Annotated in this window: 9 protein-coding genes and 1 tRNA gene; 5 read left to right on the plus strand and 5 right to left on the minus strand. The window is 70.4% G+C overall.

Annotated features, from left to right (window positions below; translation table 11 throughout):
• Positions 1-191: 191 nt before the first annotated feature.
• From thrB to argS, 5 genes are all read right to left on the minus strand, one after another.
• Positions 192-1,112 (minus strand): homoserine kinase, encoded by a 921-nt coding sequence (thrB, locus tag VF557_07975; protein ID HEX8080131.1) that lies wholly within the window; start codon positions 1,110-1,112, stop codon positions 192-194.
• Entirely contained in the window at positions 1,112-2,200 is a 1,089-nt protein-coding gene (thrC, locus tag VF557_07980; GenBank protein ID HEX8080132.1) for a threonine synthase, read from the minus strand. Before thrC ends, thrB begins: the two co-directional genes overlap by 1 nt.
• 58 nt (positions 2,201-2,258) lie before the next feature.
• Positions 2,259-3,563: a homoserine dehydrogenase gene (locus VF557_07985; GenBank protein HEX8080133.1), complete on the minus strand. Its 1,305-nt coding sequence runs from the start codon at positions 3,561-3,563 to the stop codon at positions 2,259-2,261.
• Positions 3,564-3,573: 10 nt separating this feature from the next.
• Positions 3,574-5,016, minus strand: coding sequence for a diaminopimelate decarboxylase (lysA, locus tag VF557_07990; protein HEX8080134.1), 1,443 nt, complete (start codon positions 5,014-5,016; stop codon positions 3,574-3,576).
• Positions 5,017-5,112: 96 nt separating this feature from the next.
• Entirely contained in the window at positions 5,113-6,765 is a 1,653-nt protein-coding gene (argS, locus tag VF557_07995; GenBank protein HEX8080135.1) for an arginine--tRNA ligase, read from the minus strand.
• A gap of 199 nt (positions 6,766-6,964) precedes the next feature.
• Here argS and VF557_08000 point away from each other — a divergent pair, with 199 nt between their 5' ends.
• From VF557_08000 to VF557_08020, 5 genes are all read left to right on the plus strand, one after another.
• Complete coding sequence (locus VF557_08000; GenBank protein ID HEX8080136.1) at positions 6,965-7,705, plus strand: DUF3105 domain-containing protein; 741 nt, start codon at positions 6,965-6,967, stop codon at positions 7,703-7,705.
• A 33-nt stretch (positions 7,706-7,738) separates the two neighbouring features.
• A complete protein-coding gene (locus VF557_08005; GenBank protein HEX8080137.1) occupies positions 7,739-8,434 on the plus strand; it encodes a DUF305 domain-containing protein in 696 nt (231 codons plus the stop codon).
• Between the two features lie 200 nt (positions 8,435-8,634).
• Positions 8,635-8,706 (plus strand) — tRNA-Arg (locus VF557_08010).
• A gap of 436 nt (positions 8,707-9,142) precedes the next feature.
• On the plus strand, positions 9,143-12,490 hold the full coding sequence (locus VF557_08015) for a M36 family metallopeptidase (GenBank protein ID HEX8080138.1): 3,348 nt from the start codon (positions 9,143-9,145) through the stop codon (positions 12,488-12,490).
• Positions 12,491-12,646: 156 nt separating this feature from the next.
• On the plus strand, positions 12,647-13,138 hold the full coding sequence (locus VF557_08020; GenBank protein HEX8080139.1) for a pyridoxamine 5'-phosphate oxidase family protein: 492 nt from the start codon (positions 12,647-12,649) through the stop codon (positions 13,136-13,138).
• Positions 13,139-13,255 lie beyond the last annotated feature (117 nt).

A 13,255-nucleotide genomic window follows, 5' to 3' on the forward strand; every position in this document is an offset into this window, starting at 1 on the left:
TTCGACTTCTGGAACGTCCGCGCAGGCTCTTCGGGCTGCTTCGTCGCGTAGCTGGCACAACCGTGGTCACGCGAGGAATGAGCTAAGAGTAGACGTAAGCCGCTCACTGCGCCAACACAGGGTGAGGCGTGTCTTATTCCGATTCGGCCGCCGGTGGCTGCTCCCGCTTGCCGGTCAGAGCCGCGGCGCGTTCACAGCACGGCAGTCCGTACGCCGGCCGAGAATTCCGGCTCAGCGCATTCCCAGCCGGACGGCGCCAGCTCGCCCGCCGCCCCCGCCTGCTCGGCGGTGGCCAGCGCCAGCACCGAGGAGCCCGCGCCGGACAGCACGGCGGCGATCCCCCGGCGGCGCAGGGCGCTGATCAGGCCGGCGCTGGCCGGCATGGCTGCCGCCCGGTAGTCCTGATGCAGCCGGTCCTCGGTGCCGGCCAGCAGCAGCTCGGGGCGACCGGTCAGCGCCACCACCAGCAGGCCGGCCCGGCCGGCGTTGAAGGCGGCATCGGCATGCCCGATGAGCTCGGGAAGCACCGCCCGGGCGGCCTTGGTCGCCGACTGCTCGGCCGGAATGAACAGCACCGGCCGGATCCCGGTGGCAGCCAGCTGATCGGCGGTCGCGGCTTGCGCGCCGTAGCCCCTGCCCTCGGCCAGCCAGGCGATGCTCAGCCCGCCCAGCAGGCAGGCGGCGACGTTGTCGGGATGCCCTTCGAGGTCGGCGGCCAGGGCCAGGGCGTCGGCGTCGCCCAGCCGGGCCCGGCCGTCGGCGCTCAGGCCCCGGGCCAGTTCGATGCCGCTGACGATGGCCGCCGCCGAGGACCCCAGGCCCCGGCCGTGCGGGATGTCGTTGCGGCAGTCCAGCGCCAGCCCCGGCGGCTGGCCGCCGATCAGGTCGAAGGCGGCCCGCATCGCCCGGACGACCAGGTGAGCCTCGTCCAGTGCCAGCTCACCGGCGCCGGCGCCGCGGACCCGGACGTCCAGGCCGGCGTCGCTCACCCGGGCCCGCACCTCGTCGTAGCGGCTGAGCGCCAGCCCGAAGCTGTCATAGCCCGGCCCGAGGTTGGCGCTGGTGGCCGGGGCCCGCACCACGACGGTGGCGGTGCTGAACGGGGCGGGCATCACGCCAGCCCGAGCTCGACCGCCGCGGCGTGTCCGTCCACCGGGATCGTGACCGGAGCCGGCGCCCCGGAGATCGCCCACTCGGGGTCCTTGAGACCGTTTCCGGTGACGGTGCAGACCACCACCGCGCCAGGCCGCAGCCGGCCGAGGCTCGCCGACTTGATCAGCCCGGCGACGCTGGCCGCGGACGCCGGCTCCACGAACACCGCTTCCTTGCGGGCCAGCAACCGGTAGGCCGCCAGGATCTCCTTGTCGGTCACCGAGTCGATCAGCCCGCCCGAGTCATCCCGCGCAGCCTCGGCCTGCAGCCAGGACGCCGGGTTGCCGATCCGGATGGCAGTGGCGATGGTGATCGGCTTGGCGACCGGGTGACCGAGCACGATCGGAGCAGATCCAGCGGCCTGGAACCCATACATTGCAGGGGCATTCTCGATCAGGCCGTCGGCGAGGTACTCCCGATAGCCCTTCCAGTAGGCGGTGATGTTGCCGGCGTTGCCGACCGGGATGCAGTGGACGTCAGGGGCCCTGCCGAGCAGGTCGCAGATCTCGAAGGCCGCGGTCTTCTGGCCCTCGATCCGATCCGGGTTCACCGAATTCACCAGCGCGACCGGGTAGTCGACCGCGAGCTTGCGCGCCAGTTCCAGGCAGTCGTCGAAATTGCCGTCGACCTGCAGCAACCGGGCGCCGTGCACCAGGGCCTGCGCCATCTTGCCCAGCGCGATCTTGCCCTGCGGGACCAGCACCGCGCACACCATGCCGGCGCGCACCGCGTAGGCCGCCGCCGAGGCGGAGGTGTTTCCGGTCGAGGCGCAGATCACCGCCTTGGCGCCTGACTCGGCCGCCTTGGAGATGGCCACCGTCATGCCGCGGTCCTTGAACGAGCCGGTCGGGTTGGCCCCCTCGACCTTGAGGTACACCTCGGCGTTCACCAGCGTCGACAGCTCGGTGGCCGGCAGCAGCGGGGTGCCGCCCTCGTACAGGGTCACCACCGGCGTGCGCGCGGTCACCGGCAGCCGGTGCCGGTAGGCCTCGATCAGCCCGGGCCACGCCGAGGCCAGCGGGCCGCTGGTGTACTGCCGTCCGGCCATCTCTGCCATCTCCTGCCGCTGAAACCCGAAACCGCTCCGCCGGTGCTCATTCGCTGAGTCAGTCCGGTGGCAGCCCTTCGACTCGCATCACGCTGCGCACCCGGCGAATGAAATCGTATGCGGACAGCCGCCGGACCGTCGCCGCGAGCGCGGAGTCCGGCGCGACGTGGGTCACCAGCACCAGGGTGGCCGCATCGCCACGTCCCTCCTGGCGCACGGTCTGGATGCTGACCTCGTTGTCGGCGAACGCGCCGGCCACCGAGGCCAGCACCCCGGGACGGTCGGCGACGTCCAGGGCGACGTGATAGCGGGTCAGCACCTCGCCGATCGGCTGGATGGCCAGGTCGGCGTAAGCGCTCTCGCCGGCGCCGCGGCTGCCGCTGAGCCGGTTGCGGGCCACCGCCACCAGGTCACCGAGCACCGCGCTGGCGGTCGGCTCGCCGCCGGCGCCGCGGCCGTAGAACATCAGCGAGCCGGCCGCCTGGGCCTCGACGTAGACGGCGTTGAAGGCCTCGCCGACGCCGGCCAGCGGATGCGAGCTCGGGATCATCGCCGGGTGCACCCGCACCGCCACCGACGGCGTGGCCCCGGAGCCGCTGCGTTCGCAGATCGCCAGCAGCTTCACGGTGCAGCCCATCGCCGCGGCGCTGGCCACGTCGGCCGCGCTGACCTCGCTGATCCCCTCGCGGTGCACGTCGGCGGCGGTGATCCGGGTGTGGAAGGCCAGACCGCCCAGGATCGCGGCCTTGGCCGCCGCGTCGAAGCCGTCGATGTCGGCGCTGGGGTCGGCCTCGGCGTAGCCGAGCGCGGTCGCCTCGGCCAGCGCCTCGTGAAACCCGGAGCCGTTGGCCGTCATCCGGGACAGGATGTAGTTGGTGGTGCCGTTGACGATGCCGATCACCCGGGTGATCCGGTCACCGGCGAGGGACTCCCGCAGTGGCCGCAGCAGCGGGATGGCCCCGGCGACCGCCGCCTCGTAGTACAGGTCCAGGCCGTTGGCGCTGGCCGCGGCGTGCAGGCTGGCGCCGTCCTCGGCCAGCAGCGCCTTGTTGGCGCTGACCACACTCTTGCCGGATTTCAGGGCGCTCAGCAGCAGGGAGCGGGCGGGCTCGATCCCGCCGATCACCTCGACGACGATGTCGATGTCGTCGCGGGTCACCAGCGCCGCGGCGTCGGTGGTCAGCAGCGCCGGGTCGATGTCGCTGTGCCGGTTCGGCCGGCGGACCGCGATGCCGGCCAGTTCCAGTGGCACCCCGACCCGGGCGGCGAGCTCACCCGACTGCTCGCCGAGCAACCGGGCCACCGCGGAGCCGACCACCCCGCAGCCCAGCAGGGCGATCCGGATCGGCCGAGGTCGGCTCATCGGCCGGCTCTCATCCGCCGACCGGAACGGCGCTGTCAGCCCGGTGGCTGACCGGGTCCCAGCCGACGTCGTTGGCCATCAACTGCTCGAGGGTCTCCCGGCGCACGATCACCTGGGACCGCGCGCCGGCCACCGCCACCACGGGCGGGCGGGGAATCCGGTTGTAATTGCTGGCCATCGCGTAGCAGTAGGCGCCGGTCGCGGCCACCGCGAGCAGGTCGCCGGGCGCCAGGTCAGCAGGCAGCCAGCAGTCGCGCACCACGATGTCGCCGCTCTCGCAGTGCTTGCCGACCACCCTGGACAGCTGCGGCGCGGCGCTGCTGAGCCGGTTGGCAAGAACCACGGTGTAGTCGGCGTCATAGAGCGCGGTGCGGATGTTGTCGCTCATTCCGCCGTCGACCGAGACGTAATTGCGCACCAGGCCGCCGTCGAGCTCGATCGGCTTGACGGTGCCGACCTCGTACAGGGTCAGCATCGACGGGCCGATGATCGCCCGGCCGGGCTCGACCGAGAGCCGGGGAACCGCCAGCCCGGCCAGGCCGCATTCGCGCTCGACGATCTGGCGCAGCCGGGCGGCCACGTCGGCGGCGGGCTGCGGGTCATCGCCGTCGACGTAGGCGATTCCCTGGCCGCCGCCCAGATCGATCTCGGGAAGCTCGACGCCGTGCGTGTCCCGGATCCTGGCCAGCAGGCTTACCACTCGGTGGGCGGCGACCTCGAAGCCGCCGGTGTCGAAGATCTGCGAGCCGATGTGCGAGTGCAGCCCGACCAGGCGCAGCTGGGGATGGCCCAGCACCCGCGTCACCGCTGCCTCGGCCTGGCCGGTGGCCAGCGAGAAGCCGAACTTCTGGTCCTCGTGGGCGGTGGCGATGAACGCGTGGGTGTGCGCCTCGACCCCGACGGTCGTCCTGACCAGCACCCGGGGACGGGCCCCCAGCTCGGCGGCGAGCGCGGCGAGTCGGTCGATCTCTAAATGGCTGTCCAGCACGATCCGGCCGACCCCGGCCTCCAGTGCCAGTCGCAGCTCGGCGACGGACTTGTTGTTGCCGTGCAGCGCCAGCCGGTCCGGATCGACGCCGGCCCGCAGCGCGATCGCCAGCTCGCCGGCGGTGCACACGTCGATGCCCAGGCCCTCGTCGGCGATCAGGCCGGCGACGGCCGTGCACAGAAAGGCCTTGCCGGCGTAGTAGACGTCACCACCCTCGAACGCCGTGGCATAGGCCCGGGCCCGCAGGCGCAGGTCGTCGGTGTCCAGGACGAAGAGCGGGGTGCCGTGCTCGGCGGCCAGCCGGGTGGCGGGCACGCCGGCCACCGCCAGCTCACCGGCCTGCCGGGTGACGTTGGCCGACCAGACCCGGGGGTTGAGCACCGTCAGGTCCGGCGGCGTCGCCGGCTCGATGGTGGCTAGGGGATGCCCGTGGCTGGGTCCGGCCGGGTGGGCTGATCGGCTCATCGGCGCTGCCTCATCGCATCGTGGCTCATCACATCGTGGCTCATCACATCGTGGCTCGTCACATCGTCGCCCTCGTCAGAGCGGGGCCGGCGTGCGTCACTTGCGTTCGGGGGCTGACACCCCGAGCATCGCCAGGCCGTTGGCCAGCACCGTCCGGGTGGCGACGTCGAGCCAGAGCCGGGTGCGGTTGACGTCGCTGATCTGCTCGTCGCCCTTGGGCAGCACCCGGCACGAGTCGTACCAGCGGTGGAACTCCCCCGCCAGCGCCTCGAGGTAGCGGGCGACCCGGTGCGGCTCGCGCAGCTCGGCGGCCTGGGCGACCACCCGGGGGAACTCCCCCAGTGAGGTCAGCAGCGCCGTCTCGGTCTCGTGGGTCAGCAGGTTCGGCTCGAAGACGTCGAGGCCGATGCCGACCGCCGCCGCGTTCTTGACCACGTTGACCGTCCGGGCGTGGGCGTACTGGACGTAATGCACCGGGTTCTCGTTGGTGGCCCGGGTCAGCAGGTCAAGGTCGATGTCGAGCGTCGAGTCAGCCGACGAGCGGGCCAGCTGGTAGCGGGCGGCGTCCACCCCGACCGCGTCGACCAGGTCCTCCAGGGTGATCACGTTGCCCGCGCGCTTGCCCATCCGGACCGGCTTGCCGTCCTTGACCAGGTTCACCATCTGCCCGATCAGGATCTGCAGGTTCTGCCCCGGGACGTCGCCGAAGCACGCGCACATCGCCATCAGCCGGCCGACATAGCCGTGGTGGTCCGCGCCCAGCATGATGATCACCCGGTTGAAGCCGCGCTCGCGCTTGTCGAGGTAGTAGGCCAGGTCACCGGCGATGTAGGCCGCCTGGCCGTCGCTCTTGATGATCACCCGGTCCTTGTCGTCGCCGAAGTCGGTGGTCCGCAGCCAGATCGCGCCGTCGGTCTCATAGATCCGGCCCTGCTCGCGCAGCCGGGCCACCGCCCGCTGCACCGCGCCCGAGGAGTGCAGCGAGTTCTCGTGGAAGTAGACGTCGAAGTCCACCCCGAATTCGTGCAGGCTCTGCTTGATCTCGGCGAACATCAGCTCGACGCCGACGCCGCGGAACAGCTCCTGGGCCTGCTCGCGGGGCAGCGCGGGGGCCTCCGGGTGGCCGGCCACGATCCGGCCGGCGATCTCGGCGATGTAGGCGCCGGCGTAGCCGTCCTCGGGAACCGGCTCGCCGAGCGCGGCCGCCAGCAGCGAGCGGGCGAACCGGTCGACCTGGGCGCCGTGGTCGTTGAAGTAGTACTCCCGGCTCACCTCGGCGCCGCTGGCCTGCAGCACCCGGGCCAGCGAATCGCCCACCGCGGCCCACCGGACGCCGCCGATGTGCACCGGCCCGGTCGGGTTGGCCGAGACGAACTCGAGGTTGACCTTCTCCCCCGCCAGGGTCTGCGAGCGGCCGTAGGCGCTGCCCTGCTCGACGATGGTGCGGGCAAGGCTGCCCAGGCTGGCGCTGTCGAGGGTGATGTTGAGAAAGCCGGGACCGGCGACCTCGACGGCGGCGATGCCCTCGGTGTCCAGCAGCGCCTTGGCGATCGCCTCGGCGATCTCGCGGGGCGGGCGTCCGGCGGCCTTGGCCAGCCGCATCGCGACGTTGCTTGCATAGTCGCCGTGCGCCCGGTTCTTCGGGCGGTCGACCACGATCTCGGCGGGCGGTTCGGCGCTGAACGCACCGGAGTCGACGGCGCGCCCGACGGCGCTCCGGAGGGCGGAGCTGAGCTCGTCTGGGGTCACCAGGCCAATCTTAGTGCCGGGCACGACCCCTTTCTCAGGGCTACCGCGCGGTCCGTCAGGGCGGGGCCGGGCCCGCGCGGCGCGGCGGACTGGCGCCCAGCCGCACGGCGCCGAGGCATTACACAGCTTGTGGACCTAGACTCAGCGCCGAGAAGACGGCCCAGCCTGCGCTGCGCCACAATGCGACGAAAGCGACTCGATGACCAATCCGACGAAGCCTGCGTCTGGTGGCCCCAAGAAGAACCAGCCCCGCAAGGCTGGTCAGCGCCCGGCTGGCAGCACCGCCAGCACGGGTCCGGCCCGGAGCGCGGCAGCCCGTGCCCAGTCCAAGAAGATCGTGAACAAGCGCCAGACGCCGTGGGGCCTGATCATCGCGACCGTGCTGATCGTGGCGCTGGCGGTCGGGGTGATCGGCTACGCCGTGAGCCAGAACCGGAAGAAGGCCGACGAGCGCAACCCGGACAAGATCGCGGGCATCGTGCACAAGACCTTCACCGGCGGGGACCACAAGCCGGGTCCGATCAGCTACCCGGAGTCCCCGCCGATGGGTGGACCGCACTCCCAGGTCTGGGCCGACTGCGACGGCACTGTCTACCCGGACCCGATCGCCAGTGAGAACGCCGTGCACGGCCTGGAGCACGGCGCCGTCTGGATCACCTACAAGCCCGGCCTGCCCGCCGAGCAGCTCGACGTGCTCACCAAGCTGACCGCAGGCAAGCCGTACACGATGCTCAGCCCGTATCCCGAGCTGAAGTCCAACGTGACGCTGCAGTCCTGGGGCTACCAGCTGTCCGTGGACTCGGCCACCGACAAGCGGGTCGAGCGGTTCATCAACGCGCTGCGACAGAACCAGACCAACACTCCCGAGCTCGGCGCCAGCTGCAGCAACCCGGTCTTCAAGACCAACCCCAGCACGCCCGGCAAGCCCGCGGATTCCTGATTCGTCGATGGTCGTAAGCAGCTCAAGATGGTCGTGAGCACCGAACTCCCGCCGTCGGCGGAGCAGGACGAGACGCCGCCGGCCGGCTCCGGCTGGCCGCTGCGGACGCTGCTGCTGGCGGTGCTGGGGGTGGCCCTGCTGGCGCTGGCCAGCGGTGTCGGATACATCGCCGGACACCGCACCGGCTCGGCCACGCCGGACGCCGGCTCGGTCGACGCCGGCTTCACCTGGGACATGGCCTTCCATCACCGGCAGGCGGTGACGATGGCCGGGTACACCCGTGACAACAGCACCGGCGCGATCCGGACGCTGGCCTATGACATCGAGACCAGCCAGTACAACCAGGTCGGGCAGTTCCAGGGCTGGCTGGACACCTGGGGGTTGCCGCCGCAGAACCCGGGGACCCCGATGAGCTGGATGTCGCACGGGCATGGCATGGCGATGGAGTCGGCGGGCCCGGACGACCCGATGCCCGGGATGGCGACCCAGGCCGAGATCGGCAAGCTGCAGACGATGACCGGCAAGCCGTTGGAGGTCTACTTCTTGCAGCTGATGCTGCGCCATCACCAGGGCGGGCTGGAGATGGCGCAGTACGGCGCCGATCACGCCGGCGAGTCCTACGTGCGCAACGCGGCCCAGAAGATCGCCGATGCCCAGAGTGGCGAGGTGGTGCTGATGGAGCGGATGCTGCGCGAGCGCGGCGCCAGCCCGCTGCCGCCGCCGTCCTGAGTTCCCCGCTCTTCACCCCGATCGTTGGCCACCCAGCAGGGCCGCGCTCGGCGTGTCTCCCTGCTGCCAGGCCAACGATCGGCTGCCACGGGTCCTAGATCACCCGCGCAGGGTCGGGTGCGCCCGGGCGGGCCGGACCCGGCTGATAGCATTCTCGTCGGTCATCGGGTGCGCGTCGGCGCGGTGATCAGGGCCGTCAGGCCCCCGTAGCTCAGGGGATAGAGCGCTACCCTCCGGAGGTAGAAGCGCAGGTTCGAATCCTGCCGGGGGCACTCGTGGTGCGCAGGCGGAGTCATCTCCCGCGGCCGGGCAGGTATGCCGGCATAAAGGCCATCAACCTCAGACGCCGACCGTTCAGGTGTTTAGCTCGCCGGGATTTTATCGGTCAAGGGCTATAAAGGCCGCAAGGTGGCTCCTACAGCGCGACCCGACCCGAAACGGTCACTGCGATAGTAGCCGCCCATGGTGAAGGCCCACCCTGCCGTCGGGGCGGACCTTGAGTACCCCGGAGAGATCCCTCCGGTTCGCCGCAACCTTTCGATGACCCGCGCGTTGGTGGTGGCAACAACTTGCGTTACGGCCGCCTGCACCCCCGTATCCGGCCCCGTCCGTGGAGGCTCCATGACCCGTTCCGTTCCAGCTCGGCGACGCCGAGCTGCTGTCCAATTCAGCGCGGTCGCGCTGGCCGCCGGTGTAGCCATCAGCATGGTGAGTGTCGGAGGGGCGAACGCCGCCCCCTCGGCAGCACCGGGGGCTGCGGAAGCGAGCAACACCCTTTCCCTGCTGGGAATCCCGATCGGGTTCTCCGACGTCGATGCCCGCGTCGGCTCGGTCGCGCCGACCACCGCGCAGCTGAGCCAGGTGTCGGCGCTGGGCGCCACAGCCCGCTGGAACCGGTTCGGCACCGTGCAGTCGATGACCAAGTACGGCGGCTACCTGGGCACCGGCTACACCGGTGACGCGGTCGCCGTGGCCCGGGCGTGGCTCAAGAGCAACGCGGGCCTGTTCCGGCTGGCGTCGGCCGACATCGACGGGCTCGAGCTGCTCAACGACCAGCGGACCGCCGGCGGCCAAGGTCACGCCGTGCTGTTCCGCCAGCGCTACGGCGCCCTGCCCGCCGGCCAGGACGGCCTGATCACCGTCGGCGTCGCGGGCGACAAGGTCGCCCACGTCTCATCCTCGGCCACCGGGCCGCAGACCGCGCCGCCGGCCGCCACCCTGTCGGCCGCCAGCGCCTGGCTCAAGGCCGCCGCGAACGTCGGCCACTCCCTGTCCTTGGCCTCGCTGTCCACCCCGACCGTCCTCGACGGCTGGACCGTGTTCAGCGTCCCCGGCTTCGCCCAGCAGCAGCGGGCCCGCCTGGTCGCGGTGCCGACTCCGGCCGGAGCGGCCCGACCCGCCTTCGAAACCATCGTCCTCGACGTCCAGGGCGGCAACGCCCAGGCCTACACGGTGTTCGTCGACGCGGTCTCCGGCGAGATCCTGATGCGCTACAACCGGGTTCAGCACAGCCAGACCAGCAACCAGTTCACCGGCGCCTTCACGCCCACCGGCTGCGGGACGGCCGTCCCCGGCGGCACCGTCGACGCCGCCACCAAGCAGATCACCGTGGCAGCCACCAGCACGGTGATCAGCAACGACATCGTGATCCAGCTGCTGTTCAACGGCGCCGTCGTGGCGGCGAGCAACGACTACGGAGTCGGACAGGAACAGCTCAGCTACGCGCCGGCCAGCGGCGTGCCGGCGGGTGACTACTTCGTTCGGGTCTGCCCGTCCCCCAACCCGATCGGCCCGTTCGTCGAGCCGTACACCGCCTCGGGCGTGTTCATCTCCTCCGACACCGCTGCCGGCCCGGACGGGGCCGGCCTGCCCTACCCGCCGAAGTGGAAGTACTTCTTCAACGCCCCGCCGTTGGACTACTCCTCCACCGACAACCGCAAGACCGGCTGCTGGGTGGTGACCAACCAGACCGGCTGCGACCGCAAGGAGCAGAACCTGGCCTCGCGGGCGCCGTGGGACGCCGACCCCCACACGGGCCTGCCGACCTTCACCACCTCCGGCAACAACGCGGTGACCGCTGAGTCGTGGCTGTCACCGCTGACGCCGGGACCGGCCGGGCAGCGCCCGATCGCCGCGGACCGCAACTACAGCTTCCCCTGGACCAACCAGTGGAACACCTCCAAGTGCAGCCAGGCGAGCTTCGCCTCACCGAGTCGCAATGACATCGACGCGTCGGTGACCGACCTGTTCGTCGGGCACAACCGGTTCCACGACTTCTCCTACTTCCTCGGGTTCACCGAGGACAACTACAACGCGCAGGTGAGCAACTTCGGCAACGGCGGCAAGCAGGGCGATCCCGAGATCGGCAACGTCCAGGCCGGGGCCATCAGCGGCGGCGCGCCGTCCTACCAGGGCCGCGACAACGCCAACCAGGTCACCCTCAACGACGGCATCTCGCCGATCACCAACCAGTACCTGTTCCAGCCGATCTCGGCGGCGTTCTACTCCCCCTGTGTCGACGGGGATTACGACACCACGATCTTCGGCCACGAGTACACCCACCTGATCAGCAACCGGATGGTGGGCGGCCCGGACGCCGGCCTGTCCGGTGAGCAGGCCGGATCGATGGGCGAGAGCTGGGCCGACCTGAACGCGATGGAGTACCTGCACGAGTTCGGTTACACCCCGCAGAACGGTGAGAACCCGTGGGCCGTCGGTCCCTACGCCACCGGCAACAAGGAGAAGGGGATCCGCAACTACAGCCTCAACAACAACCCGCTGAACTACAGCGACATCGGCTTCGACGTCACCGGGCCCGAGGTCCACTCCGACGGCGAGGTCTGGAACGCGGTGAACTACGACATCCGCCAGGCCCTGGTCGCCAAGTACAACGCCACTCACCCGGCGACCAACGCCGCCCTGCAGCAGCGTTGCGCCCAGGGCGAGCTGTCGGCCGACCAGTGTCCGGGCAACCGGCGCTGGATCCAGCTGGTGTTCGACGCCTGGCTCCTGCAGCCGTCGACGACCAGCATGCTCGACGCGCGGGACGCCTACCTGGCTGCCGACATGATGCGCTTCGGCGGAGCCAACCAGGCGGCGCTGTGGACGGCGTTCGCCAAGCGGGGCTTCGGCAAGGACGCCTCCACGCTCGGCACCGATGATCCCGATCCCAAGCCCAGCTTCGTCGGGCTGACCGGTTCGCAGGCCGGCACGGCGAACTTCACGCTGAGCGCCGTGGACAACGGTGGCGCGAAGGTGAGCGGCGCCAAGGTCTACGTCGGCCCGTACTCGGCGGGCGTCACCCCGGTGGCCACCTCGAACCTCAACGGGATCGCGACGTTGCGCGCCGAGCCCGGCACCTACACCATCACGGTGCAGAAGGCCGGATTCGGCATCCAGAGCTTCACCCACACGGTTGCTGCCAACACCACGGCAGCGCGCACGTTGTCGCTGAAGACCAACCTGGCCTCAGCTGCCAACGGCGCGACCATCACCGGCGGTGCGACCAGCGTCAACCACGCCAATCTCATCGACGACAACGAGGCGACCAACTGGAGCGACACCACCGCGGCGGTGCCGGTCAACGTCAGCAAGCCGTCGGTGACGGTGCACCTGGCACGCACCGCGACCGGTCCGGTGATGGTCCGCACGGTGAAGGTGAGTGCCTTCACCCAGCAGACCGGTGGCCGCTTCGACGCGCTGCGGCAGTTCGCCATCGCGGTGTGCAAGGAGAGCGCGACCAACCCCGGTTGCGTCAACCCGGCTGGTTTCACCACCATCTACACCAGCCCGTCGAACGCCTTCCCCGCCACGCGGCCCCGGCCACTGGCGCCGGATCTGCTGGTGCGGCAGTTCGACGTCCCCGACACGACGGCTACCCACCTGAAGCTGATCGTGCTGAACAACCAGTGCACCGGCGCTCCGGAGTACCAGGGCGACCAGGACAACGACCCGACCAGCGACAGCGACTGCGTCACCGGCTCGACCAACACCAACCCGCTGTTCGGGCCGAAGGCGCCGACCGTCAAGGCCGCTGAGATCGAGGCGTTCTCCTAGAATCTGAATAACGCTGAGGCCCGCTCGATCCGCACCTGGATCGAGCGGGTCTTCGCATGTGACGACCGCGATTCGCGGCAGGCGCCCCGCGCACCAGGTGACCCGATTCGCGGCAGGCGAGTCGAGCGTTCGCCGACGGCGACTACCATCGCGGCCATGGTCGGATGGGGTGAGTTCGCCGAAGCCGCTCCTGCCATCGCTTCCGTCTTCACGCGACGCCACGCGGCGACCGGCAAGCTGTGCATGCTGGCGACGCTGCGTTCGGACGGCTACCCGCGGATCAGCCCGATGGAGCCCAGGGTCTTCGAAGGCCGGCTGTGGCTCATCGGCATGCCGGGCACCACGAAGTTCCTGGACCTGGCCCGCGACCCGCGGTTCTGCCTGCACACCGCCACCGTCGACACCCAGGTGACGGACGGCGACGCCAAGCTCTGGGGCGTGGTGCGCGACGTGCCGGACACGGCGCTGCATCAGCGATTCGCCGAAGACCTGTTCGCCGACATCGGACTCGACCTTCGAGGCAGCGAGTTCGACCATTTCTACGAGGCCGACCTGACCAGCGCGTCATCCGTGGAGTACACCGGCGGCCACCTCTACGTCACGGTCTGGAAGCCTGGGCAGCCCGAACGGGTGATCCGCAAGCAGTGAGGGGGTAGTGGGCTCTGGAAGAGGGTGTTCCGGACGGCCGCGTGTCGAAGGTGCTAATCGGTGCAGAACCGGCCATCCTCAGCCGATCCGATGTGAGAGTCTCGCGCGACTTGCCAC

This window comes from Jatrophihabitans sp. (assembly GCA_036389035.1).
In the GTDB taxonomy this organism is placed as follows: Bacteria; Actinomycetota; Actinomycetes; order Mycobacteriales; family Jatrophihabitantaceae; genus Jatrophihabitans_A.